We start from the raw sequence: 24,965 nt of genomic DNA, 5'->3' as shown, positions 1-24,965 counted from the left end.
CGGATCCGCCGGGACCGTGGGCTGGTTGCCGCAAGGAAGGCTACCGAGGAAGGTGTGGTGGTGGATCTCTCCACCGCCAGCTGAGGTGATGTCTCCGCCTGCGAACCACTGCCCGTTGGTGGTGACACCGGAGTTGAAGTGCAGGCTCGCGTTCGGGGCCCAGATCGAGCCCAGCGCAAGACCATCGATCGTAACGTCGCCTGTCACGTCGGACATGTCGAGCATGATGTAGCGGGCAAGCGACTGCTGGGCACCCGCCTGTGGCGACCAACCTTCGAAGTTCAGTTGCCCGATGCTTGTGGTGCCGTCTGAGACACGGATGACAAGAGGCGCGTCAGCCGTGGGAACGTATCCGTCGGCGTTGTCCATCTTGATCGTCTTACCAGCGATGTCGGCGTAGTCGATCACGTTCGGACGATCGGTCGCGAACCCGCTCGGGAACGCCATACCGCCTTGATCGTTCAGATCAACTGCGTGAGCCAGACCGAGACTTGGCTCATACATCGAGGCAAGGCACTGGTTCGTCTGTGCCACGTGCGCATCGATGTCGGGGAAGTATGCGGCGACCGACGATTCGGCCGTCTCGTAGTTCGCGACGTCTGACCCGGAGAACGGTACTCTCTTCAGGTCAATGTTTCCATCGTCGGAGTTCGTCAGGCGCAGGAAACCGCTGCGGTCGGAGCCCTGAAGCCCGTCCGTGTTGACGAGCTTGAGAGCAGCGTTTGCTTCGGGAGAATCCGGGCTGATCGTGCCGGAGTCGTCACGGTTCGACAGATCAAAAGACCCGGGCCCCGCGAACACGTCCGCCAGGATCCTCACCGGCGTCCCATCCACGCTCGGGACGGTGTAGTCAGGCTCGCCAGCCGCGGAGTGGACGACGGGGTAGCCATTCTGGTTCCCGCTTGAGATGGACCCGAACGCCGCAACCGAGCCTTCGATCTCCCCGTTGTTGAGGGTGATGTCTCCCTGTGCGACGGTGGTGAAACCGTTGTTGATGTCGAACGGGTTGAACGTCGTCGGGGCTGCTGTCGCAGCCGACACGCCTCCGCCCACGATCGCGCCAGCAACCAGGGCTGAGGCCCCAATGCCTGATAGAGCCCGCTTCCAGCCCGCGAGAGCGGGTGGGCGTGATGATCTCGCCAAAGTAAATCTCCCCTTGAGGTGCCGCAGACACGTAAAGAGCGCCCCAAGGGTGCACCCCACAACCCCGTAGACGCCCGTCTACTAGACGCTAGTCTAGACCTGTACGTAGCGCAAACTGTGTCCTCGCGGGCAGGGAGAGCGGCGTCTCCTTAGGGGTGCGTGCTTGTGTGAGTCCGTGAGTGGCAGCGACTGATTACCGTTGCGGGAGATTAGTGGTCATCGATACGGGCGTAGTCAAAGGCGGGAAGGCGGCCGTCGTGCTTGCTGAGAACGTCGTCAGCATGCTGATCCACGTGTGAGACGCCTGCGGCCTTAAGCCCTGCGCGCACGAACCGTAGTTTCTGTGTTCCCGGCATATTCAGTCGAACGTGGCGTCCGAAGAAAGCGGCCCCGAGGTTCGTCACCAAGAAGATTTCGGCCGCTTCAAGCGTAGAAGGGCTGGGGGCAGGCTCGCGGGCTGTTTCGAGCGCTTCGATACTCAGCGCCAGCCAGTCCTGAATCACGTCGTCCGCTTCGAACGTGGGCGAGGCACTATCGGTGAACAACGCCATTCCCGCTGCGTAGCATGGCACGGTAGCACTCCAACTCCCCATCACCATGAAATGCAGTAACAGCCTTCGGGCGCCGCATGTGGGGTATTCGGAATTCGCGTAGGCGTCTGCTTGCGCAGTGGCAGCACGGAGTGTCCGGATGAAATGATTCGCGAAATCAGCCTTGGTAGGAAAGTGATAGGCCAGAGCACCTTTAGTGAGACCTAAACGTTCGGCAACCGCAGATAACGAAGTGCCCGCATATCCACGCAAGAGAAACTCCTGAGCTGCCGCTTCCGCGATAGCTCTGCGAGTGTCTGCACCTGTCACTCACCGCTCCCTCCGATCAGTGGCGATTCTACCCGCCGCTGCACGTCAAGCACCGGAACCTTCAGTCGGTCAGAAGCCGATGCCGCGTTCACGGTACGGATCGGCCTGCGGGCGTTGCCCGTGCTCAACGGACGTGATTGAAGCGCCCCGGGTGTGATGGAGGCTCTCAAACCAGTGAAGGATGAGAGTCATGGCAGCACCACGGAAGTACAGCGAGGAGCTCAAACAGCGCGCGACACGGATGGCGCTGGACGCGCGCCGAGACCCCGCGACGAAGACGGGAGCGATCAAGCGGATCGCCGAGCAGCTCGATATCCATCCCGAGGCCTTGCGCACATGGGTGAGGCAGGCCGAGATCGATGCCGGCGACGCGCCGGGCACCACGACCGCGGACACGCAGAAGATCGCCGCCCTCGAACGCGAGGTCCGCGAGCTGCGGCGGGCGAACGAGATCCTGAAGACCGCGTCGGCTTTTTTCGCGGCCGCGGAGCTCGACCGCAAGCTGAAGTGAACCGCCGCAGGTTCTCTGCCGCTGTTATGCGGGGAGCGGTTCCTCGGTGGGGGCCGCGTAGTGGGCCTGCTCGAACTCGTTCGGGCTGACCATGCCGAGGCTACCGTGGAGCCTGCGGTGGTTGTACCAGTCGACCCAGCCGGCGGTCGCGTACTCGACGTCGGCGATGGTCTTGTAAGGGCCGTCGTGGTAGATCGTGGTGCGGATGCATTCGGCCTTGTAGAGCCCGTTGATCGTCTCCATGAGGGCGTTATCGTAGGCGTCGCCGACGGACCCGATCGAGGGGGCGATGCCGTCGAGGGCGAGTGTCTCCGTGTACGAAATCGCGGTGTATTGACTGGACTCAACCGGTGGAAGCAACACCTGACCGGAGGGTGTTGTGGGAAGACCATCGAATTGGATGAAGGAAGTGACTGGACGAGCGCCGATGCGGTCGCCCGGTGCGCCCTCGCACCCGCGTGCGCGGGAGCGTGAGTTCTGGGCGAAGATCAGCACAGGGCTGCTCCCGACTGAGGCCGGGATCGCTATCGGCGTGGCGCCGGTAATGGGGTCGCGATGGTTCCGACAATCAGGCGGTATGACACCGTATTCATGGCCGGCACCGTCGCGCCGGTATCTGTCGCTGGCTGAGCGCGAGGAGATCGCGATCTTGAAGGCGACCGGCAGCGGGGTCCGGGCGATCGCGAGAGCGCTGGGACGTAGTCCATCGACGATCTCGAGGGAGTTGCGCCGAAACGCCGCGACGCGAGGCGGGAAGCTGGACTACCGAGCCTCGGTTGCGCAGTGGAAGGCGGAGCTGTTCGCGCGAAGACCGAAGGTCGCGAAGCTGGCCGCGAACCGTCGGCTGCGTGAGTACGTCCAGGAGCGACTCTCCGGCCAGATCCGAAGACCCGACGGCAGCATCGTCACCGGGCCGGTATCACCACAGTGGATCGGGAGGAACAAGCCTCACCGGAAGGACCGTCAGTGGGTGTCGGGGTGGAGTCCGGAGCAGATCGCGAACCGGATCAAGCTCGACTTCCCCGATGATGACAGCATGCGCATCAGCCACGAGGCCATCTACCAGGCACTGTTCATCGAGGGCCGCGGCGCTTTGAAGCGCGAGCTCATCCTCTGTCTGCGCACCGGACGCGCTCTGCGAATGCCGCGGGCCAGGTCCAAGCGAGTGCCGTGGGCTCATGTCACCGCCGATGTCCTGATCAGTGAGCGGCCCGCCGAGGCGGAAGACCGCGCTATACCTGGTCACCACGAGGGTGATCTCATCATCGGCCTCAATCGGTCCGCGATCGGCACCGTCGTTGAACGAAGCACAGGGTTCACCACACTCGTTCACCTGCCCCGCGAGGACGGGTGGCGGGAACAGCCCATCGTCAAGAACGGGCCGGCGCTATCCGGGTACGGGGCGCTGTCGATGAACCGCGCGCTTGCGAGGGCGATGAGCACTCTGCCGTCGGAACTCAAACGCTCGCTGACCTGGGACCGCGGGAAGGAGATGTCCGCTCATGCCCAGTTCGCGATCGACACCGGCCTGACGGTCTACTTCGCAGACCCTCACAGCCCCTGGCAGCGCGGCACGAACGAGAACACGAACGGGCTGCTCCGTCAATACTTCCCTAAAGGCACCGATCTCTCACGCTGGGCCCCAGACGACCTCGCCGCCGTCGCCCACGCCCTCAACACACGACCCCGCAAACGACTCGGTTGGCGAACTCCGGCTGAAGCACTCGACGAACACCTACACTTGCTGCAAACAAGCGGTGTTGCGACCACCAGTTGAATCCGCCTTGCGACCCGGCATCCGAGTGTGCGCGGAGCTGACCGGCGGCGACGGGGTGGCCTTGCCGTTCGCGTTCCCACAGCGCCATCCGCAGCGGGATCATCACCAGTTCGACGTGTTTGGTGGTCTGGATGTGCCAGGCGACGAGGCGCTGCGAGTAGACGTCGAGGATGAACGCGACGTACACGAACCCGGCCCAGGTACGCACGTAGGTGAAGTCCATCACCCAGGTGTGATCCGGGCGCGGGGCGGTGAAGTCCCGGTTCAGCAGGTCCCCGGCCCGGACGCCGCCCTTCCCGGGGATCGTCGTGCGCACCGCCTTGGCCCGCTTGACGCCTTCGAGGGTGAGCAGGCGCATCGCCCGGTCCACCGCACCCCAGGACGCGTCCGAGAGCGCGGTGCGGCGGGTCAGCGCGGTCATCTTCCGACGCCCGTAGAGCCCTTCCGGAGTCATCTTCCGACGCACCTCTCCCGTCGCGGGATCGGTCTCATCGTGCCAGGCGGCGTCGCGGACCGCGTCCACCACGAACGCGTCGGTGACGGTCCGCGCGCTGATGCGGCCTTGCTTCCACGCCCGGTAGGTGCGCGCGGCGATCTTCACGCCCTGCTGCTGCAGGACGCGGAGGATCGACTCGACCGCATGCCCCTGGGCCCGCATCTGGTCGATGAAACCCATGATCATCGGTTGCGGGGGTCGAGTTCCCCGATGCTCCTATGTCAAGTGCGATCGCTCAGGCGGCCATGAGCGTCATCGAGGACGCGGGATCCTCGATCGTCGGCGGCCCCAATGGACCATCACTCGCAGGCGCCTGGACGGTGGGGACCACGTCGGCTCGCTGTGCCGCGTAGACGCGGTCCGAGAGTCGACGTCGTAGTAGCCGTAGCGCCTCTTTGCGAGTCTTGCCGGCGGCGATGAGCTTGTCGTAGTAGACGGCGCCTTCAGCGCCCATCCGGATCTGGGTGAGGGCAGCCATATGCAGGGCGGTGTTGATCGTGCGATTCCCTCCACGCGAGAGGCGAACACGGACCTTGTTGCCTGACCAGACCGGGATCGGCGCGGTGCCGTTGAACCGTGCGTAAGCACCGCGGGAGCGAAACCTGGCGATCCCCGCGGTCTCGCCGATGATCATCGCTGCGCCCAAGGTGCCCATACCCGGCACGGCGACCAGCGAGGGATGACTTGACCGCACCAGTCGGCTCAGGCGGCTCTCCAGTGCGTTGATCCTGACGGTGAGCTCTCGGATATCGACCAGGAGGTCGAGAGCGATCTCGGCGACCGCCCCCTCGACCGGCTCCAGGTACTCGATCAGCTCGTCCAAGAGGTGGTATCGGCGCAGAGCACGAGAGGGAATCTCCAGCTCAGGATCGATTTCATGGAGGAACCAGCGAGCCTTGGACTGCATCGCAGTGCGCCGGGCGACCAAGGTCCTGCGATGGTCAGACAGGAGCTTGATGTCCCTGGAAGCGCCCGGAAGCTCAGCGGTCGGCAAGCCCTCTTCGCGCAGTGCCACCCGGGCCACGGCCTCGGCGTCAATGGGGTCCGACTTCCCGCGCTCGCGGCTGCTACGCCTCATGCCAGCCATCAACCTGGTGTGCACGCGCACGACTCGATGGCCGGCCTCGAGCAGATCCGCCTCGAGCCGACGAGTCAAGTGTCGACAGTCCTCGACCGCGACAGTGACGTCTTCGAAGGCTTCCAGCCAGGTCATGATCTTCCGGTGCCCGGCGGCACGTGCTTCGACCGTGAGCTCCTTGATCCTGCGTCCCACTTCGTCCACCGCGACGAGCGTGTGCCAGTCCTTGTGAGCGTCGATCCCGACGACAGTCATGACAGTCCCTTCCACAGGTCGGTTACTGCTCGAGCAGCGGTGCCGAACGCGGGAGGGCACGCCTCAGTGGGGCATTCGAACCAGCAGGCTCCTATCAGGCCACGCCCACCTCCAGCACCGCGGGCCCCGGCGGGACGGCACATCGCGGACAAGCCACGAAGGACAGCGAAAAAACGAGCCAGTCCCGCCGGGACACCCTCAGTCTGGTACTGACGCGAAGAAAGTCGCGGCCGCTTTCAGGATCGCCACGTCCTCCCGCAGCCGCTTGTTCTCGGCCTTGAGGCGACGGATCTCCGCGGCCTCCTCGCTGGTGACACCGTCACGGTCGCCCGCGTCGATGTCGGCCTGCATCACCCACCGACGCAGGCTCTCGCGCCCGACACCCTCCTGCCGGGCGACGGCCTTCGCGTTCGAGGGGTACTCGGCGCGGTGCTCCCGCACGAGCCGGACAGCTCGTTCCTTGAGCGCGGGATCGATCTTCTTCGGCATGACGCCATCCTTCCAACCAGAAAAGACGCGGCATCAAACCTGCGGCGGTTCAAATCACCCGTCGAGTTCGAAGCAATCATGACCACACCGACCGCATCCGCGGCCTAACGAGAAGAGTCCCCAAGACCTTCAGCAGTCCCGAAAGTCTCAACCATTCTCGAGTGGAGCCGAGGAGATTCGAACTGCGGGATCGGACGCTTGCGAAGCTGGCGCGGGAACACGTCGATTCGGTCGCGATGCCCTGCATCGCCGCGTTGCGCTCACCAGAGCAGCGCCCCGTATCACCGGATTGGCGCCGTGCTCCCTACCTGTGCGCCTTCCGCAGCAGCGAGCACGAGGCGCGCGGCGGCGAGGTCCTGCGCGCCCACGCCCACGGAGTTGAAGACGCGCACGTCGCTCGCGGAGAGCGCCTCGACCCGCGCAGCGTCGCCGCCGGCATCAGCAGAACCAGCAAGCTCGACAGCAGACCCGGCAGCGCCCGCAGAGCCTCCCCGCACCTCGCCCAGTTCCACCAGGTCCTTCTCCTCCACGGCTCCTGCCTCCAGGGCGCCGCGGACGTTCCCGGACTCCGCCAGCGCCACGGTGCGCACATCCACGACGGTGAGCGCGCAGCGGGAGAAGACCTCAGGCAGGAGCTCTGCGAAGCACGGACGCGGGGGAGAGCCCACCGCGTTCACGAGCGCGCCCGGCCGCAACCATTCCGCACGCAGATAGGGCTGCACCGCCGGGGTGAGCGTGCACACGACATCGGCGGCCCGCACCGCCTCCTCCACGGTTTCCGCGACGATCACGTCAGGGGAGACCGGCTGCGCTGCGTCCGCACGGATCTGCCCCGCGGCTTCGCGCGCCCGCTCCTGCGACCGCGACCAGACCAGCACCTTCTCGAAGCGGCGCACCCGCAGCAGGGCACGCGCGTGCTCCACCGCAAGGGGACCCGCCCCGGCGAGCGCGAGCACCCCCGCATCCGGCCGGGCGAGCGCATCCGTGGCCGCGGCCGTCACGGCCGCCGTGCGGATCCGGGTGAGCGCACGGCCATCGATGAGCGCCGTGCACACACCCGTCGCCCCGTCGAACAGCGCCACCGAGGACCGCTGCGCAGGCAGCCCGCGCGCACGGTTCGCCGGGGCGTCCGCGAGCACCTTCACGACGAAGTCCCCGGTCTCCAGATCGTGGGCGAGCATGGGCACCACCGCCGGCCGGTCCGCGGGATCCAGTGCGGGGTCCGCCAGAGGATGCGGCGCCGGCTGGAGCACGCGGCCCTCGGCGATGCCGCGGTGCACGGCGACGAGCGCGCCCCGCAGCCGGTCGCGCGCCTCGGCCCCGGCGAACAGCCCCTCCACCTGCTCCGAGGTGAGGATCCGCGTCACAGCAGCGTACCGTCCTCGGCCACCACGCGCCCGCCGTGCACCACGGTGCGCCCGCCCGGCCGGTCCATGACCACCTGCGCCGGCAGCTCGCCGGGCACCAGCACGAAGTCCGCAGGGTCGCCCACGTCGAATCCCCGAGCCGGTCCGAACGATGCCGAGGCGTCCATCACCCGGGCACCGCCCAGCGTCGCGGTCTCGAACGCACGCTCGATGTCCTCGTCACGGCGGAGGTTGTTCGTGAAGGCCAGCTGCCACGTGCGATCGAGCATGTCCGTGCTGCCGTAAGGAGACCAGTAGTCGCGCTGCCCGTCCTGACCCAGGCCCAGACGGACTCCCGCGTCCATGATCTCCAGCATGGGGAGCACTCCCCTGTCGCCGGGTGCCACGGTGGTGAGGGCGATGTCCAGCTCCGCCATGTCCGCGAGCACATCGGCGCGCTGGCTCTCCGTGATCCCCGCGAGGAAGAAGGAATGCGCCAGCGTCACCCTCCCGCGCAGATCGAGCGCCCGCACCCGCTTGATCACCTGCCGTGCGCTGAACAGACCCAGCTCTCCGGGTTCGTGCAGATGGATGTCGATCCGTGCTCCGTGGCGCTCGGCCATGTCGAACACCGTGTCGAGGTGCTGCCGAGGATCGGCGTCGAGCGCACAGGGATCGATCCCGCCCACCAGGTCGACGCCGCTGCGCAGACCTTCCTCGATGAGCGCGGGCACTCCCGGCTCCAGCAGCAGGCCGGCCTGAGGGAATGCGACGACCTCCACCTGTGCGCGGTCCCTGTGCTCCTCACGCGCGGCGAGCACCCCTTCCAGACGTTCGAGCCCGCAGTCCGCGTCGATCTGCGCATAGCTGCGCGCCCGCGTCATGCCGTGGGCCACGGCCCGGCCCAGGGTGAGGGAGGCGCGCTCGGAGACGGAGGCCTCGGCCTCGCGCCAGTGGTCGCGGTCGTTCTGGATGAACGACCACAGGCTCTTCCGCACGACGTCGTTGGGTCGGAAGGGCAGCCCCACGCGCGTCGAGTCGAGGTGCACGTGCACGTCCGAGAACGCGGGGAAGGCGAGTCTGCCGGCACCGTCGACGGTGCTCCCCGGCGCCTGCCCGGATCCCGCCGATGCGGGGAAGAGGCCCGTGGGATCCTTCCCGGGCGCCTCAGCTCCGGCGGGCTCCACCTGCGCGATCGTCCCGGCGCGCACCGTCACATCCACAGGCTCCCCGCCCCACGGACGGACGTTCGCGATCAGCGCGTCATTCATGCCTCTCCCCTCGGATCCTGAGCTGTCTGGTATTCGTGCGGCGGCCACATCTTCCACGTCTTGTCCTCATTCACCGGTCGGTACGCACCGTGCCGGGACGTCTGCAGACCGGAACGGCACAGCACCTCCGCCATCCGCACCGCGGCGGCCACGGGATCCACGACGGGAACTCCCAGCCGGTCCTGGAGCTCCGCGTCGAGGCCCGCGAAACCGGCGCACCCCAGAACGATCGCCTCCGCACCGCGCCGGAGCAGGTCCCGGGAGCAGCGCTCCAGAGCGGCCGCGGCCGCGCGCACGGAGGAGTGGATGCCGGAGACGGGGATGTCTCCCGCCACCACGTCCGTGCACCGCGCGTCCAGACCGGCCCCGCGCAGGCTCTCCCAGATGAGCGGGAGCGTGCTGTCCAGTGTCGTGACGATCCCGTACCGGTGCGCGACCAGCTGCGCCAGCTGAGGGCCGGCCTCTGTGATGTCCACGACCGGCACGTCCCAGCGCTGGCGCATCCCCTCGCGACCGTGCTCGCCGAACCCGGCCAGCACGATCGCGTCGAAGTGCTCTGGTTCCTGTTCCACGGCCGCGAGCATCCCGGCCGCCGCGACGAAGCTCTCGTAGTAGCCCTCTGCCGATTCCGGGCCGAACGGCGGGGTGAGCGCCGTGATCCGTGTGCTCGGCAACGCTGCGGACTGCGCCGTCGCCCCGATCGCCCGCGTCATCTCCGCATTCGTGTTGCAGTTGACCACGAGGATCCGGCGTTCGGGTGTGCTCACTAGTGCTCCCTCGTCATGCGGGTGAACCCTCCGTGGTGAACGCCGGCGGGAACAGCTCATCAGCACTGCGATGACGGTAGTCACGATCGGCGTACGAACTGCGCAGCGTGGCGAACAGCTCCTGCGCCTGCGCGGCCAGGGCATCCATGTCGTCGACCCCCCGCACCACGCCGTCGGCCATGATGGTGCGCCCGGCCACGACGGTGCGCACGACGTCGCGCCCCGAACCGTTCACCACGAGGGTGCGCACGGGATCGTCCACCACACCGGTGGCGAAGTCCGTGAGGTCGGCGACGATGTAGTCCGCCGTGGCCCCGGGAGCCAGCCTGCCCAGGTCCGGCCGGCCCAGCACGTCCGCCGCGACGGAGGTGGCCGCACGCACATAGTCGTCGACGCGCCCCGCCGCCAGCGATTCATCGACGATCTTGGACAGCTGCACACCCACGTCGATGCCGCGGAAGAGGTCCGGCGGGAACGAATCGGTCCCCAGCACCATGGTGAGACCCGCCCGGCGGTACGCCTCGAAGGACAGCAGGGCGGAGCCGTAGCGCGCGGACGTGAGCGGGCAGTGGATGATGGGCACATCGTGGCGCACCAGCGCCTGCACCTCTGCTCCGGCAGCGACCTCAGGATCCCGCAGATCACCCAGCTCACGGCCGTGCGGGATGAGCAGCTTCGCCTCGAGCAGGCCCGAGCGCTCGAGCGATTCGACGACGTCCATCCCCCAGAACCGCTGCGTGTAGACAGGTTCCTTCGCCCCCTGCAGGCAGTGCAGGCGCACGTGGACGTCGCGTTCGCGGGCCAGCTGCGCCGTCTGCTCCATGAGCTCGAACGTGAGCGTCTCGATGCGGCAGGGAAGCAGAACCCCGTGGACGAGGTCCGTGTCGAGGGACTCTGCGTGGTCCAGGAACGCGCGAGCCTCTGCCAATCCTGCCTCGCCGCGCTCCACGTCCTGGTGGACGTCCGCGCCCTCCGGGCCGTACACGCTCACGCCGGCCCGGTAGGAGGGCCCCATGTACCCGCGCAGTCCCAGCCTCTGGGTCACCTCTGCGACGTCTGCGAAGTCGCGGCACGTCTCCGCCCACTGCGCATGCACCTCGGAGGCGATCGGCATGTATGTGGTGACGCCGTGACGCGCCAGCTGTGCGAGGGCGTACTCCCGCATGAGGGCCCGTTCCTCCTGGGTGAGGGCTCCCGTGGGATCGGCGGCGTACTCCGGCGACCAGTTGAACCCGCCCGTCTCCTCGCGGTCGCCCCACGAGTCGAGCAGGCAGTGGTCGATGTCCGTGAGCGCGTCCAGGTCGATGAGACCCGGCATGACGAGGGAGCCGCGCGCATCGACCTCCTCATCCACCTCGCCGGTGTAGCCGTGCCCCGCGAAGACGATCTCCGCCCCGCGGTGGACCAGTTCCGCATCCCTCAGCAGCACGTGATCCGCACCGTCCCAGGCGAGCAGGTGACCGGCCCGCACGCGAGTCACCGGCGCATCTGCTGCGCCCTGCTGTGCGTCTGCTGTCGCCATTACTCTGCTGCTGCCTCGCCGCCGATGGGGAAGAAGAGGTAGAGCCCGTCCGCACGCGGATCGAACTCCACGTCGTCCGACACGACGAAGTTGGTGTCCGGCACGTACAGCGGGATGAGCAGCGAGTTCTCCTCGTTGTAGCGCATCAGATCGCCGTACGCCTCAACGCGCTCCTCACCCTCCGTCTCGCGGGTGAGGTCGACGAGCTCGTCCGTCTCGTCCTCCATGGCGTAGTCGTTGTAGCCGCCTGCGAACATGTCCTCGATCACCGGATCGCCGTCCATCTGCGAGGGAGCGTACGTGTTGAGGTAGATGCCGGGCATGTCCTTGTCGGAGTACACCCGGTCGCTGAAGGTCGACTGGTCCATGCCCTCCAGCTCGATCTCGAAGCCCACGTCCTGGAGCATCGCCTGCACCGCCTGCACGTACTCGGCGCTGAGCGGGATGCGCCCGGCAGAGGCGTAGGAGAGCGTGATGGGAGTGCCGTCGTAGCCGGCCTCGTCGAGGAGCTCGCGGGCCTGATCCGGGTCGAAGTCGCTGACCTCGAGGGAGTCGTCGTAGCCCGCCACCGCGGGTGCGATCATCTGCGAGGCGACCGATGCCCGGCCGTCCAGCACGTTGTCCACGAGCGACTGCTTGTCGATCGCGAGCTCGACCGCCCTTCGCACCTTCTGGTCCTGCAGCGGCCCCTCCGTGCTGTTCATGCCGAAGAAGGTCACGCCGTTCGACTCCTGCGACATCGCTTCCGCCGCCCCGCTCACGGAGTCCACCTGGTTGGGGGCGATGAGAGCCACATCGACGCTGGAGGAGAGGACGCCGTTGAGGCGCGCGTCCTCGTCCGCGATGGTCTGGAACGTGATCTTCTCGTACGGGGCCTGCTCTCCCCAGTAGTCGTCGTTGCGCTCGATCACGTAGTCCACACCCACGTTCCGGCTGGTGAACTGATACGGGCCGGAGCCCACCGGGGCCTCGGCGAAGGCCTCGCTGCCCATCTCCGTGTAGGTGTCCTCCGGCACGATCGACACCGAGGTGGTGATGGAGGGGAACGGGGAGAACGGGGTGTTGAGGTGGAACTCGACCGTCGTGTCGTCGATCGCCTCTGCGCTCTCGAGCGGCTGCATGTAGGAGCGCGGCGAGGAATCCGGTTCGGAGAGGATCTGGTTGTAGGTGAAGGCGACGTCATGGGCGGTGAGCGGATCGCCGTTCGTGAACGTCACGCCCTCACGCACGTTGAACGTCCAGGTCATGAGGTCGTCGGAGGACTCCCACTCCGTCGACAGCCGGGGGACGATCTCCCCGTCCGGCGTGAGAATCGTGAGCGTGTCGAAGAGCGCGTAGTACCAGCTGTAGCCGGCCAGCGACCCGTCGATGATGGGGTCGGCCACCCGGGTGGGTTCGGATTCCTTGGCGACGACGATCTCCGCCGGGACATCGCTCTCGTCTCCGCCGCCCCCGCTGCCTCCGCCGCTGCAGGCGGAGAGCGTGAGAGCAGTGGTGACGGCGGCTGCGAGGACTGCGGCGCTGCGCTTCTTGGTGAACATGGGAGGTCTCCTCAGGGAAGGAATGGGGATGGGGTGAGGGAGCGGTGCGAACCGGTGTGAGGACGGGACATGAGGGGAAGGGAGCGGCCCCGAGCGTGAGCGGTCTCCTCATACCCCGGCCTCGCGCCGCTGGTGCGGGTCCGGCACCGGCACCGCGTCGAGCAGGGTGCGGGTGAAGTCCTCCTGCGGAGAGTCGAAGACCTGATCCCGAGTGCCGGTCTCCACGATCCGGCCCGCGTCCATGACCGCCACCCGATCCGCGATGTGGCGGATCACGGACAGGTCGTGGGCGATGAACAGGTAGGACAGCCCCAGGGAGGACTGCAGGTCGTCGAGCAGGTTGAGCACCTGCGCCTGGACGGACACGTCGAGGGCGGAGACGGGCTCGTCCAGGACGATCACCTCCGGCCGCAGCGCCAGCGCCCGTGCGATGCCGATCCGCTGGCGCTGCCCGCCGGAGAACTCGCGGGGGCGCTTGGACAGCGCACTCTCGTCGAGGCCCACCTGCTCCAACAGCTCGACGACGCGGCTGCGGTCGTACTCGCGGTTGATGCGCAGAGGCTCGGCGACGATGTCGTGGGCGGTCAGCGCGGGATCGAGTGAGGAGTACGGATCCTGGAACACCATCTGCACCTGCCGATACAGCTGGGTGCGGGCGCTCCTGCCCATCGAGGCGACGTCCCTGCCGAACACCTCGATGGAGCCCGAGGCGATCGGGTTGAGGCCGAAGATCGTGCGCACCAGCGTGGACTTGCCGCAGCCGGACTCTCCCACGAGGGCCAGGGTCTCGCCGCGCCCCACGGAAAGGCTCACTCCGTTCACGGCACGATTCACGGGCCGCTTCAGCCCCCGGCGGGTGGAGAACTCCACCACGAGGTCCTCGATGCGGATGGGCGGAGCGGGCACGGTGCTCTCCGGCGTGCTCATGCTGCTGCACCTCCGGCCTCCGCCTCGGCGTGCTTCTCCGCCAGCGGGACGCAGGCTGCCTGATGCACTCCGCCCAGGTCGACGGGCACCGGCCTGCCGCTGTGGCAGGCCGGCCCCTTGAGCTCGCTCTCGCAGCGCGGGGCGAACGGACAGCCCGCCGGCCTCTGCGCCGGGGCCGGAGGCGAACCGGGGATGGCGTAGGCGCGCTGGCCCAGCGTCGCAGCCGTGAGCAGGCTGCCCAGCAGTCCGCGGGTGTAGGGATGGGCCGGGCGGTCGAACACGTCCCAGACGGTGCCCTTCTCCGCCACGCGGCCGGCGTACATGACGGCGACGTCGTCCGCGATCTGTGCGACCAGACCGAGGTCGTGGGTGATCATGAGCATCGCCGCACCGGTCTCCCGCCGACGGCGGGCGAGCACGTCGATGACCTGCGCCTGCACCGTGACGTCAAGAGCCGTCGTGGGTTCGTCCGCAAGCAGCACCGCGGGATCGTTCGCCATCGCCATGCCGATCACCGCACGCTGCCGCATGCCGCCGGACCACTGATGCGGGTACGAGCGCATGCGCTCATCCGCATCCCGGATCCCCACTTCGTCGAGGATCTCGCGCACCTTCTGCCGGACCTCGGACGACCCCGCATTGCGGTCGTGCGCCCTGATCGCCCGGCCTATCTGGTCGCCCACGCGCTTGACGGGGTTGAGGCTGGTCATGGGGTCCTGGAACACCATCGCGATGTCTTTGCCGCGCAGCCTGCGCATCGCCGCCTCGGACAGCTCGGTGAGCTCCCTGCCCCGGAACCGGATGCTGCCGGAGAGCACCTCCAGCGGCGGCGGGAGCAGTCCCAGCACGGCGAGCGCCGTGACGGACTTGCCGCTGCCGGATTCGCCCACGAGGCACAGCGTCTGGCCCTCGTGCAGCGTGAAGGAGACGTCCTCGACGATCTCCACCGTCTCGCCGGATTCCGTCTCGAATCCCACCCGGAGGTTCTCGACCTCCACCAGTGCGTCGCTCATGTCATGCCTTCCTGGTCCTGCGAGCCGATTTCCGCGAGGTCCTGCGCAGGCGCGCTGCGGAGTTCTCCCCCGTGAACTTCTGGCTGAAGAGGTTGGTGCCGGACACCGCGAGGAAGATCGCGATGCCGGGGATGATGGCCTGCCAGGCCTCTTCGCGCATGTACCGCTGCGAATCGCCGATCATGGACCCCCAGCTGGGCAGCGGGGCCTGCACGCCCAGCCCCAGGTAGTCGAAGGCCGACATGAGCAGGATGATGGTGCCGATGTCCGTGCTGGCGAGGATGAGCATCTGCGTGCCCACGCTGGGCAGGACGTGCGTGCGGATGATCCGCGCCGTGGTCGCTCCCTGCAGCTTGGGCGCCAGCACGAAATCCCGTTCGCGCAGACTGCGGGCCGTCGTGCGCGCCACGCGAGCGTAGCCGACCCAGAAGGTCAGGGAGAGCGCCGCCACCATGAGCGTGACGCTCGGCCCGCGCACCGCCGCGAGTGCGGTGAGGACCAGGATCATCGGCATCGCCAGCTGGATGTCCGCGAGCGCCATGAGCGCGTTGTCCAGCTTGCCGCCGAAGTACCCGGACAGCGTGCCGATCACCATGCCGATGACGGCGTTCGCCACGATGATGATGACGATCGCGAGAAGAGTGACGCGGCCGGCGAGCGCCAGGCGCGACGCGGTGTCGCGCCCCAGGCTGTCCGTGCCGAGGATGTGCGCCGGATCCGCTCCCGGGGCCAGCAGGGACTTGGTGAGGTCCTGCCCGTAGGGGTCGTAGCCGGGCAGGAGCGGGAGAACGAGCGAGTACCCCACGACGAGGACGAGCATCGCCAGCCCCACCCACGGCTGCCACTGGTCGACCGAACGGGGCAGCCAGCGCAGCGCCAGCGGCCTGCGCGCCGGAGCACCTCCACGCGAGTCCTCTGCGAGGCCGGGCTGCGTCGCCGGCATGGCCAGTGCATCCGCCGCTGCCTGTGATGTGGCGTTCACAGAGGCGGGGGCGGGTGCTGCCGGGTTCCGCGAGGTGCCGGCGGAGTCTGTGGGTGTCATGAGAGCCTCACACGGGGGTCGAGAGCGGCCTGCAGCAGATCGACGAGCAGGTTCGCGCACACGAAGAGGAGGGCGACGAGGATCAGCCCGGACTGCACGACCGGGAAATCACGGGTGTAGACGCTGCCCACGATCAGCTGGCCGAGCCCCGGCCAGGCGAACACGTTCTCGATGAGGACGAGCCCTCCCAGGAAGGATCCGAGGTTCATCCCGGCCAGGGTCAGCACGGGGACGACGGCGTTGGGCAGCGTCTCCGCGAAGAGCACCCGGGTGCGCGTCTCGCCGCGGGCGTAAGCCGTCCGCACGTAGTCGGCACCGGACTCCACCGTCATCGAGGAGTCGAAGAGCCTCATGTACACGACGAACTGCGCCGTGGCGATCGTGACTGCCGGCATGATCACCGCTCCTGGGGCCGAATTGCCCAGTGAGGGGAGCCAGCCCAGCTGCACGGAGAACAGCAGCACCAGCAGGAGGCCGAAGAAGAAGTCGGGGATCGATGCGCGGATCGAGCCGATGGACAGCAGGATCGAGCGCAGCCACCGGCTCTCCGTCATCTGCAGGAGGAGCACAGCCGCCAGGGCGAGCACGAGCCCCAGGACGAGCCCCGTCGCTCCCAGCTGGAGGGAGTGGGGGAAGCGCTCCAGGACGAGCTGCATGGAGGACGTCCCGGACTGCTGGTAGGAGTTCTGGAAGTCCCCGGTGAGCACACCACCCAGGTAATCCAGGTACTGGGTGAGCAGCGGGCGGTCGAGGCCCAGCTCCGCATTGAGCGCGTCGACCTGGTCCTGGGTCGCGTTCTCCGGAAGCATCTGCGCCGCAGGGCCGCCGGCCAGCCGGCCGAAGAGGAACGTGATGCTCACGACCGCGAAGATCGTGAACACGGCCTGTGCAAGGCGCCGCAGCAGAAATCCGAGCACTGCCACCCCTTCCTGATCATGGATGTGATGATCACGGCCGGAGCGTCCGGCCGTGACACCGCTCACGGGCGGCGTCTGGAAGGAACGGTATTCCTCGGATGTTTCGCGAGTGTTGCACCCGTGGGGCACAGGTGAAACATATGGATCTTACAAATCTGCCGCGTGAAACGCTATGAAACGTTGCGCGGCGCTCCTCAGAGCTCCAGCTCGCCCAGCTGCTCGTAGCCGGACGTGATGGAGGAGATCCGCCTGCTCCCCTGCGCGGGGATCGTGCTGAGCACGCCGTTGGACAGGAGGCTCACCAGCGACATCGGGGCGGCATAGCTGTCGAAGGCGCTGTCCGTGCCCAGCGGGCACTCGATCCAGCAGTCCGTGAGCATCGCGAAGCGCCGTGCGCTCGAATCCCCCACGCAGATGAGCTTGGCCGGCGATTCGGCGAGAACGTCGATCACCTGACCGAATGCCGCCGGCCGGCGGCGGAATCCGAACGCGACCACGACGTCCTCAGCAGTGAGGCCAGCGAGCTCCTCGCCCAGTGTCTGTCCGGGCTGCGGAATCAGCCGGACGCCCTCACGCACCTGGATGAGCTGCTGACGCAGGTGCAGTGCCAGCGGATAGCTGTTGCGCAGCCCGAAGACCCGGATGCTGCGTGCATGTGCGAGCAGGTCCACGGCGGCCTCGATGCGCGTGCCCGTGAGGTCGGTGCTCATGCGCGCCAGGTTCTCCTGGTCGCTGGCCACATGCCGCTGCAGGGCGGTGGAGTCCTCCGTGTTGGCGGACCGGGCGGGTCCGGCGGTGGGCAGGCCGCTCCTGCGCAGTTCCAGCGCGTGCTCGCGTGCCTCCTTGTAGTCCTCGAATCCCAGCTTGCGGATGAACCGGGAGACCGTCGCCTTCGAAACACCTGTTTCACGGCTGATGTCCGCCGCCGGCATCACGGACAGATCGCCCAGGTGCTCCAGCAGGAAATCGGCGACTCTGCGCTCCTGCGGCGCCAGCGCTCCGTACTGTTCGTCGATCCGGATGTCGATCCGCACCGTACGCGCGCTCATCGCCGCGCGGTCTGGCAGCTCCGTCATCAGCACCCTCTCCCTCGGCCGGTCGTCATGATGGCACAGATCCGCATCACCGGCGCTCTGCGGCGAGGTGGAGGACGGCCTCGGCGAGCGCCTGCAGCCCCGCACGCACGTCCTGCGCGCTCACGAACTCGTCCGGGTGGTGGCTGATGCCGCCGGGGTTGCGCATGAACAGCATCCCCACGTCCGTGATGCCGGCGAGGGCCATGCCGTCGTGCCCGGCCCGGCTGAAGATCTGCGCGGGCTCATCCGCGCCCCGGGGCAGTGTGGAGACGATTCCCTCGCGCACCACGTCCCTGAGCAGGGGGGCGCAGAAGACAGCCGGGGCACTGTGGAACTCCTGTGCTCGCCAGTGCAGGCCACGCCGGGCCATGATGGCGTCGACCTCGTCGGAGATCTGCTGCCACACCCTGTCCCGGGTCTCATCCAGCTCTCCGCGCAGGTCCAGGCTCAGCTTCGCCTCGCCGGGAACCACATTCACCGCTCCGGGGAAGGCACCCAGCTGCCCCACCGTGCCGATGATGTGGTGCTCCGCCCTGCAGATGCGCTCCACGGCCAGTGCCGCCTCGCTCGCCCCCAGCAGCGCATCGCGGCGCATGTCGTAGGGCGTGCCGCCTGCGTGCCGGGTCTCCCCCTCCACCGTGATGTCGAAGCGACGTGCACTCGCGATCGAGGAGACGACGGCCAGCGACTCCTCGCGTCCTTCGAGCTCAGGCCCCTGCTCGATGTGCGCCTCGAGATAGCCCACGAGATCCTCGGGACGACGGGCGGCCTCGCCCACCCGGCCGGGGTCCAGTCCGAATTCCACGAACGCCTCGCGCAGGCTCACGCCCTGGGCGTCCGTGAGCTGCCACCATTCCTCGCGCCAGGTTCCCGCCACGGCTGCGGAGCCCAGCAGCGCCGCCCCGAACCGCGTGCCCTCCTCGTCCGCGAAGGCGATCACCTCGAGCGCGAACGGCAGCACCACGGTGCCAGAGGCCCCCGGCGCGGCGGTCTCTGCCTCGCCCGGGCTGCGCAGCATGCGCACCGTCTCCAGCGCCATGAGCACTCCGGCTATCCCGTCGAACCGGCCGGCGTCCGGAACCGTGTCCAGATGGGAGCCCAGCACGAGGGCCGGACCACCGGGCTCGCGATCGGCGGGCTCGATCCGTCCCACGAGATTGCCCGCCGCGTCCTGCCGGGCGCTCATGCCGACCTCGCGCATCCACGCGGCCACCACGCGATTCACCTGCGCGTGTTCGGGCGAGAGGTAGACCCGCTCGATCCCGCGACCGGGGGTCGCCGTGATCCGTGCGAGCTCGTCGCAGCGGGCCATGATGCGCTGTGCGGCCACAGCGGCGGAGTCGACCAGGGTGCTGCCCAACCGCCGGCTCACGCAGCTGCTCCCCGGAACACCGCACGGGCCGCCTCGACGCCGTCGCCGTTCGGCACGGAGGCACCGTGGCTGCGCAGCGCGGACTCGAGCGCCGCGAGCGTCTGGAGCACTGCGTCCTCTCGTGCGTTGTGGCCCATCGTCCCGATCCTCCACACACGGCCGTGCAGGGGGCCGAACGACGTCCCGATCTCGATCCCGAAGTCCTCGAGAAGCGAGGCGCGAACGGCATCCCCGTGCACCATCTCCGGGATTTCGACGGCCACCACGTTGCTCATCTTGTGCGCGACGTCGCCGAACACGCCCAGGCCCAGTCCGCGCACCCCCTCCAGCATGGCTTCGCCGGCGACCCGGTGCCGCGCGATGACGGCGTCTCGTCCCTCCTGCAGGAGCAGCCGGGCGCATTCGTGGGCTGCGTAGAGCATCGACGTGGCCTCGGTGTGGTGGTTGAGGCGGCGCGGCCCCCAGTAGTCGCAGATCTGGCCCAGGTCGAAGTAGTTGGACCGGATGAAGTCCGGGGCGGAATCGTCGCCGTCCTCACGGATGCCCGCCTCGATCCGGCGGCGCGAGCGGATCACCCCCAGCGCCCGTTCCGAGAGTGTGAGGGGCGAGGAGCCGGACGGGCCCCCCAGGCACTTCTGCAGACCCGCCGTCGCAGCGTCCACGCCCCACGCATCCGCTTCGAAGGGGTTTCCTCCCAGGGAGGCGGTGGCATCGGTGTAGAAGAGCGCGCCGTGCTTGGCGCAGAGCTCTCCCACCTCGTCCAGCGGCTGGTTCATGGTCGTGGAGGTATCACCCTGCACGAGCGCGAGCAGAGTGGGCCGCACCCGTGCGATCGCCTCCTCCAACACGGACACGGGGAACACCTGTCCCCAATCCGTCTCGATCGTGTGCACTTCCGCCTGCGCGCGCTCCGCGATCTCAGCGAGCAGGTGGCCGAACCGTCCGAACACCGGCACGAGCACCCGCTCACCGGGGCGGATCAGGGAGACGAGGGCCGCCTCGATCCCGGCGCGCGAGGTGCCGTCGACGAGCAGCGTGGCGTCGTTGCGCGTGGACCATACACCGCGGTACAGCTCCTGCGTCTCCTCCATGAGTGCGGTCATGTACGGGTCGAACTGCCCCACGAGCGGTGCGGACATGGAGCGCAGCACGCTGGGATAGGCGGAGATGGGGCCGGGGCCCATCAGCAGACGGGCGGGCGGGTCGACGGGACCGGGAATGTTCATGCGTGCTCCTTCGGGACGGCGGAGTTCGGGGTGCGGGTCATCAGCCGGTGCAGCCCCTCACGACGAGAACCGCGACGAGTCGACCGCGTGGCTTCGGTCGACCGGGGCCGACCCCTCGAGGGCGAGAGCGACGAGGCTCCTGCCCAGACGGACGAGGCCGGGATCTGTGCGCGCGGCTCCGACGAGCGCAACGCCCACCGGAGCCGGGCCCAGAGATGACGGCACGGTGAGCAGCGGAACCGACAGGGAGGGCAGACCTCCGACCGCCGCCGGTGTGGTCATACGCAGGGTCGCCGTGCGCACCGCTTCCATGTCTGCTCCCGCGAGCGTGCGTGCAGGAGCAGTGCCAGGGACGGTGGGATGGACCAGCACGGCACCGCGGACAAGTGCATGGAGCCGGTCGCGGAGCCCCGCGAGCACCGCGCGTGCTGCGGTCTCCTCCGGCGCGGAGACGGACTCGGCGACGCGGAACCGCTCAGCGGCGGCCTCGCCCACGGACCCGGGGTGCGCGCGCAGCCACTCCCCGTGGCAGCGCCAGGCCTCCGCGGCCTGCACCGTGCGGAAGGCCTCCTGATACTCCGGGAGCGCGCCGATCCGCACAGTGGAGATCTGCGGTGCGCCCACGACATCGCCCACGAGCGAGAGGAAGTCCGCGAAGGCCTCGCGTGTGGCCGGTTCCGCGGCCTCGAGAGCCTCCTCGACGACCAGCAGTCGCGCGGGGAGACGCGGGGGTCCTGCCATCTCGGCGCTGCCTGGGCGCCCACCCCCCGCGGACGGCTCCCGGGCCACGGCAGGTTCCGCGGCCTCTGCCGCCGAGTTCTCCGCACCCAGGCACGTGTCCACCACGCGCTGCAGGGTCTCGCCGTCGCGGGTCAGCCAGCCCACCGTGTCGAAGGACGGCGCCAGCGGCAGCAGCCCCCGGCGGGTGACCAGGCCGTGCGTGGTGCGCAGGCCCCACAGCCCCTGATACGAGGCCGGGACGCGGATGGAGCCCGCTGTATCCGTGGCGAGCCCGATGTCCGCCTGGCCCGCGGCGACCGCTGCGGCCGGACCGTTCGAGGAGCCGCCGGGCAGTGCGCCCGGTACGGCGGCGTTGGGCGGCGTGCCGTAGTGGGGGTTGGCCCCGGCGATGCTGTAGGCGAACTCGTCCGTGCGGGCGATCCCGCGCAGGGAGACGCCGGCGCGGAGGAGGTCGCCGACCGCTGCGGCGGAATCCGTCTCCGGGCGCGCATGCGCGAGGAACGTCGGGTTGCCCGCGCCGATCGCATGCCCCTGCACCGCGAACAGGTCCTTCACCGCCACCGTGAGTCCGGCGAGCGGGCCCGCCTGCGCGCCCGGCAGCAGGGGATCGCCCACGATCCTCCACACCGAGCGATCGAAGACCTGCGCCCGTGGGGTCACATGCGCGGCGGTGATGAGCCAGCGGCCGCCCTCACGCTGCCACAGCTGGGTCTGCAGGCCCGTTCCCCCCGCGGCGAACCGGGAGACGGACACGATGAGCGCGGCATCCTCCGTGAGCGACCTGTGCTCGATCCGCTCGATCACGCGCTCCGGCACCCCGCCGCGCACGCCGCGGAAGGCGGAGAGCGCCGCATGGCCCACGAGCAGACCGGCGGAGTCCCCGCGGAGGGTCTCCGGGGAGTCCGCGAAGGCTTGATCGAGCGCATCGAGGTCGTTGGCGAGGAGGGCCCTCTCATAGGCGCAGAAGGCGCGGAGGAGGTCCGTGGGCACGGCCTCGGCGCCGGGGATCCGCTCACCGCTGCGCGTCACGGTCCACCGCCTCGAAGTCCGATTCGCGGATGCGGGCGTGCACGCCGCACACCTGGTCGACCACCTGGGAGATGTCGAAGTCCGTCGCCGCGCTCAGATAGGCGTAGGCCAGGTGCTCGTCCATCCCCCAGCGGGCGCGGATGAGGGAGAGCGCTGCGCGCACGCATGCCCGCATCGCCTCGTCGAGGTCCGGGTCCAGTCCCGTGGGGATGAGGTACCCGCCGGCACGGGCGAGCGGTCCGAGCACGTCGCCGAACGAGGCCAGCGCCTCCTCCCGGGGCACGATGTCGAAGCGCAGTGTGGCGCGCAGCGGCGCCTCGAGGGCGGTGAGTGCGACCTCGCCGTCCCCCTGGGCGAAGTGCGGATCGCCGACATACGCGAGTGCGCCCGCCACCTGCACGGGCAGGTAGAGCACCGATCCCTCGCCCAGCAGGTTGATGTCGATGTTCCCTCCGTGAGCACCGGGCGGAACGGAGTGCGGCCGCACATCCGCGTCCGCGGCCACGCCCATCGTGCCGAGGAACGGGGCGAGCGGGTAGACCACGGCGTGCGGGCCGCCCTCCGTCACGGGCAGGGTGCCCACGAGGCCGCCCTCGCGCTCCTCGACGGCGCTGAAGACGCTCACGTTCCCCTCGCCGCGCGGCAGCTCGCCGGAGAGCGCCCCGCGGCCGTGGCGGTTGGAGATCACGCCGTAGGGCGCGCGCAGGTCCAGCCGTTCCACCGTGATCCGCAGCAGATCGCCGGGTTCGGCACCCGTGATGCGGATGGGCCCGGTGAGCACGTGCGGCCCGTCCGTCCGCACGTCCCGAGTGCCCGCCGAGGCGATCTCGACGGCGTCGCGCAGGACAGCCTCGGCGGGCACTCCGTGCGCGGAGAAGTAGGCGAGCGGATCCGAGCCCTGGTCCTCGAGGATCCCCTCGTGACTGACGGTGTCGATCGTCACGGAGGTTCCGGGATCCACCGTGAGCACAGGGGGGTCCGTGCGGCACGGGGAGCGGCCCCACAGCACGGTCTCCGGTGCGGCTGGGAGATACACGGAGCCCGGGATGGCGCCCTCCCCCCGCTGCAGCACCGACACGACGGGTCTGCGCAGCAGGCAGCCCTGCGGCTGCTGTTCGCGCACGGGTGCCGAGTCGGACACGGTGCTCGCGTCGAAGACAGGGGATCCGCGCAGCCAGGTGCGGCGGACGCGGCCGGTCAGGGCGGCACCGTCGTAGGCGCTGATGGGATTGCGGTGCCGGAGCGCGTGCGCGTCGACCGTGAAGGGCTCCTCGGGACCGAACTCCGCCAGGTGCGCGGGCGCACCCACGGCGATCTCACCCAGCCCGGTCAGTCCTGCCACCGCGGCCGGACCCGTGGTGAACAGCGGGAGCAGCGCCGAGAGCGGGACGTTCCTCCGCTGCGCCTCCGTCCACACGGCGGAGAGGCCCAGCTGCAGGCCGGAGATGCCTCCCCATGCGAGTCCGAAGTCCCCGTCGCCGCTGCGCTTGAGTTCCACGGTGCTCGGGGAGTGATCGCTCACGATCGCGTCGATGGTGCCGTCCAGCACTCCGTCCCAGAGGGCGTCCCTGTTGGAGGCCTCCCGAACGGGCGGGCAGCACTTGAACTCCCCCGCTCCGTCGGGGATCTGTTCGGCCGCGAGGGTGAGGTAGTGCGGACAGGTCTCCACCGTGACCGGCAGTCCTTCGGCCTTCGCGGCGCGGATCAGCGGCAGGGAGCGCGCGTCGCTGAGGTGGAGGATATGGACCCGGGCGCCCGTGGAGCGTGAGGCGTCGATGACGGCGGCGATGGCCGATTCCTCGCTCTCCGGCGGCCGGGTGGCCAGGAAGTCGTCGTATCTGCGGCCCAGCGCACCCTCGCCTCGCAGCAGCGCCGGATCCTCCGCGTGGACGATGAGACGCGAATCCAGAGCGGCGATCTCCCGTGCGGCTGCGAGGAGCTGCGGGCGGGTGAGGTAGCCGAACTCGTCGACGCCGGAGGGGGACAGGAAGCACTTGAAGCCCAGCACTCCGGCCTCGTGGAGCGGCCGCAGCCGGCCCAGGTTCTCCGGCACGGCACCGCCCCAGAACGCGACGTCGACGTGCGTCGAGCCCGCGGCCGCGGCACGTTTGACGTCGAGTGCGCTCCGCGTGGTGGTGGGCGGGATCGAATTGAGGGGCATGTCCACGATCGTCGTCACCCCTGCCGCGGCGGCGGCCCGGGCGGCGGACCCGAAGCCCTCCCACTCCGTGCGACCGGGCTCGTTGACGTGCACGTGAGAATCGACGAGGCCGGGCAGCAGAACCGTATCGTCCGGCACCCGGAGCTCAGCGCCGCGCACGGCCGCAGCGGAAGGGCTCGCGCCCAGGGCACCGGCGCCTCCGCTGTCCGGGGAGGAGGACCCCCGATGCTTCTCGCTCTGCACGGAGGACTCGTGCGGATCGATCGCGGTGATGATGCCATCCTCGACCCTGACCCGCGCCGCTCGGAACTCACCGTCGATCCATGCCCGCTGAGCAGCGAGGGTGAACGCGGACTTCGACATGTGTGCCTCCCCGTGGATGTGGACCGTGCAGCGTCACGCTAG

The 24,965-nt window shown here is 68.8% G+C and carries 18 protein-coding genes and 4 pseudogenes; 2 read left to right on the top strand and 20 right to left on the bottom strand.

What is annotated here, in order from left to right; all coding sequences use genetic code 11:
* On the bottom strand, positions 1-1,041 hold a 1,041-nt coding region (locus NHL53_RS07525), incomplete at its 3' end, for a collagen-binding domain-containing protein (protein ID WP_433776236.1).
* A 311-nt stretch (positions 1,042-1,352) separates the two neighbouring features.
* A complete protein-coding gene (locus NHL53_RS07520) occupies positions 1,353-2,003 on the bottom strand; it encodes a TetR family transcriptional regulator (protein ID WP_433776235.1) in 651 nt (216 codons plus the stop codon).
* A 181-nt stretch (positions 2,004-2,184) separates the two neighbouring features.
* Between NHL53_RS07520 and NHL53_RS07515 the strand changes: the two are divergent.
* A pseudogene (locus NHL53_RS07515) lies at positions 2,185-2,391 on the top strand (transposase); the annotation flags it as partial.
* A 147-nt stretch (positions 2,392-2,538) separates the two neighbouring features.
* Here NHL53_RS07515 and NHL53_RS07510 read toward each other — a convergent pair.
* Positions 2,539-2,829: pseudogene (locus NHL53_RS07510) on the bottom strand (transposase); the annotation flags it as partial.
* Between the two features lie 85 nt (positions 2,830-2,914).
* Here NHL53_RS07510 and NHL53_RS07505 point away from each other — a divergent pair.
* A complete protein-coding gene (locus tag NHL53_RS07505) occupies positions 2,915-4,291 on the top strand; it encodes an IS30 family transposase (RefSeq protein ID WP_433776234.1) in 1,377 nt (458 codons plus the stop codon).
* Position 4,292: 1 nt separating this feature from the next.
* On the opposite strand, the pseudogene NHL53_RS07500 reads toward NHL53_RS07505, so the two are convergent.
* The 17 genes and pseudogenes from NHL53_RS07500 to allB all read right to left on the bottom strand — a co-directional run.
* Positions 4,293-4,994 (bottom strand): annotated as a pseudogene (locus NHL53_RS07500) (DDE-type integrase/transposase/recombinase); the annotation flags it as partial.
* 28 nt (positions 4,995-5,022) lie between these two features.
* A complete protein-coding gene (locus NHL53_RS07495; protein WP_433776233.1) occupies positions 5,023-6,120 on the bottom strand; it encodes an IS110 family transposase in 1,098 nt (365 codons plus the stop codon).
* Between the two features lie 219 nt (positions 6,121-6,339).
* Positions 6,340-6,609, bottom strand: a pseudogene (locus NHL53_RS07490) (transposase); the annotation flags it as partial.
* 281 nt (positions 6,610-6,890) lie between these two features.
* Entirely contained in the window at positions 6,891-7,976 is a 1,086-nt protein-coding gene (locus NHL53_RS07485) for an ornithine cyclodeaminase family protein (RefSeq protein ID WP_433776232.1), read from the bottom strand.
* Positions 7,973-9,226 carry an amidohydrolase gene (locus NHL53_RS07480; protein ID WP_433776231.1) on the bottom strand — a complete coding sequence of 418 codons (1,254 nt, stop codon included), beginning with the start codon at positions 9,224-9,226 and terminating at the stop codon, positions 7,973-7,975. The genes NHL53_RS07485 and NHL53_RS07480 overlap by 4 nt, the downstream gene beginning before the upstream one ends.
* Positions 9,223-10,077 (bottom strand): aspartate/glutamate racemase family protein, encoded by an 855-nt coding sequence (locus NHL53_RS07475; protein ID WP_433776230.1) that lies wholly within the window; start codon positions 10,075-10,077, stop codon positions 9,223-9,225. The genes NHL53_RS07480 and NHL53_RS07475 overlap by 4 nt, the downstream gene beginning before the upstream one ends.
* Positions 10,007-11,515: a chlorohydrolase family protein gene (locus NHL53_RS07470; protein ID WP_433776229.1), complete on the bottom strand. Its 1,509-nt coding sequence runs from the start codon at positions 11,513-11,515 to the stop codon at positions 10,007-10,009. The genes NHL53_RS07475 and NHL53_RS07470 overlap by 71 nt, the downstream gene beginning before the upstream one ends.
* Positions 11,515-13,056, bottom strand: coding sequence for an ABC transporter substrate-binding protein (locus NHL53_RS07465; RefSeq protein ID WP_433776228.1), 1,542 nt, complete (start codon positions 13,054-13,056; stop codon positions 11,515-11,517). Before NHL53_RS07465 ends, NHL53_RS07470 begins: the two co-directional genes overlap by 1 nt.
* A 108-nt stretch (positions 13,057-13,164) precedes the next feature.
* Positions 13,165-13,983, bottom strand: coding sequence for an ATP-binding cassette domain-containing protein (locus NHL53_RS07460; RefSeq protein ID WP_433776227.1), 819 nt, complete (start codon positions 13,981-13,983; stop codon positions 13,165-13,167).
* Positions 13,980-14,981, bottom strand: a complete 1,002-nt coding sequence (locus NHL53_RS07455; RefSeq protein ID WP_433776226.1) for an ABC transporter ATP-binding protein — start codon at positions 14,979-14,981, stop codon at positions 13,980-13,982. The genes NHL53_RS07460 and NHL53_RS07455 overlap by 4 nt, the downstream gene beginning before the upstream one ends.
* Before the next feature lie 16 nt (positions 14,982-14,997).
* Positions 14,998-15,939, bottom strand: a complete 942-nt coding sequence (locus NHL53_RS07450; protein ID WP_433776225.1) for an ABC transporter permease — start codon at positions 15,937-15,939, stop codon at positions 14,998-15,000.
* Between the two features lie 95 nt (positions 15,940-16,034).
* Entirely contained in the window at positions 16,035-16,955 is a 921-nt protein-coding gene (locus NHL53_RS07445; protein ID WP_433776224.1) for an ABC transporter permease, read from the bottom strand.
* 194 nt (positions 16,956-17,149) lie between these two features.
* Positions 17,150-18,031 (bottom strand): MurR/RpiR family transcriptional regulator, encoded by an 882-nt coding sequence (locus NHL53_RS07440; protein WP_433776223.1) that lies wholly within the window; start codon positions 18,029-18,031, stop codon positions 17,150-17,152.
* A gap of 46 nt (positions 18,032-18,077) precedes the next feature.
* Positions 18,078-19,361, bottom strand: coding sequence for an allantoate amidohydrolase (locus NHL53_RS07435; protein WP_433776222.1), 1,284 nt, complete (start codon positions 19,359-19,361; stop codon positions 18,078-18,080).
* Between the two features lie 38 nt (positions 19,362-19,399).
* Entirely contained in the window at positions 19,400-20,587 is a 1,188-nt protein-coding gene (locus NHL53_RS07430; protein WP_433776238.1) for a pyridoxal-phosphate-dependent aminotransferase family protein, read from the bottom strand.
* Positions 20,588-20,686: 99 nt separating this feature from the next.
* Positions 20,687-22,399, bottom strand: coding sequence for an AtzH-like domain-containing protein (locus NHL53_RS07425; protein WP_433776221.1), 1,713 nt, complete (start codon positions 22,397-22,399; stop codon positions 20,687-20,689).
* Positions 22,383-24,923, bottom strand: a complete 2,541-nt coding sequence (allB, locus tag NHL53_RS07420) for an allantoinase AllB (protein WP_433776220.1) — start codon at positions 24,921-24,923, stop codon at positions 22,383-22,385. Before allB ends, NHL53_RS07425 begins: the two co-directional genes overlap by 17 nt.
* Positions 24,924-24,965 lie beyond the last annotated feature (42 nt).

Source organism: Microbacterium sp. gxy059 (genome assembly GCF_050958665.1).
GTDB lineage: Bacteria > Actinomycetota > Actinomycetes > Actinomycetales > Microbacteriaceae > Microbacterium.
Note: the sequence above shows the minus strand (reverse complement) of the source record. Positions and strands in the feature narration are given on the sequence as shown.

Bases quoted from the DNA above. Each gene is read 5' to 3' on its own strand.
- NHL53_RS07505 (WP_433776234.1), top strand. From the start codon at position 2,915: ATGAAGGAAGTGACTGGACGAGCGCCGATGCGGTCGCCCGGTGCGCCC.
- NHL53_RS07495 (WP_433776233.1), bottom strand. From the start codon at position 6,120: ATGACTGTCGTCGGGATCGACGCTCACAAGGACTGGCACACGCTCGTC.
- NHL53_RS07480 (WP_433776231.1), bottom strand. From the start codon at position 9,226: ATGAATGACGCGCTGATCGCGAACGTCCGTCCGTGGGGCGGGGAGCCT.
- NHL53_RS07470 (WP_433776229.1), bottom strand. From the start codon at position 11,515: ATGGCGACAGCAGACGCACAGCAGGGCGCAGCAGATGCGCCGGTGACT.
- NHL53_RS07465 (WP_433776228.1), bottom strand. From the start codon at position 13,056: ATGTTCACCAAGAAGCGCAGCGCCGCAGTCCTCGCAGCCGCCGTCACC.
- NHL53_RS07460 (WP_433776227.1), bottom strand. From the start codon at position 13,983: ATGAGCACGCCGGAGAGCACCGTGCCCGCTCCGCCCATCCGCATCGAG.
- NHL53_RS07450 (WP_433776225.1), bottom strand. From the start codon at position 15,939: ATGCCGGCGACGCAGCCCGGCCTCGCAGAGGACTCGCGTGGAGGTGCT.
- NHL53_RS07440 (WP_433776223.1), bottom strand. From the start codon at position 18,031: ATGACGGAGCTGCCAGACCGCGCGGCGATGAGCGCGCGTACGGTGCGG.
- NHL53_RS07430 (WP_433776238.1), bottom strand. From the start codon at position 20,587: ATGGGCCCCGGCCCCATCTCCGCCTATCCCAGCGTGCTGCGCTCCATG.
- allB (WP_433776220.1), bottom strand. From the start codon at position 24,923: ATGTCGAAGTCCGCGTTCACCCTCGCTGCTCAGCGGGCATGGATCGAC.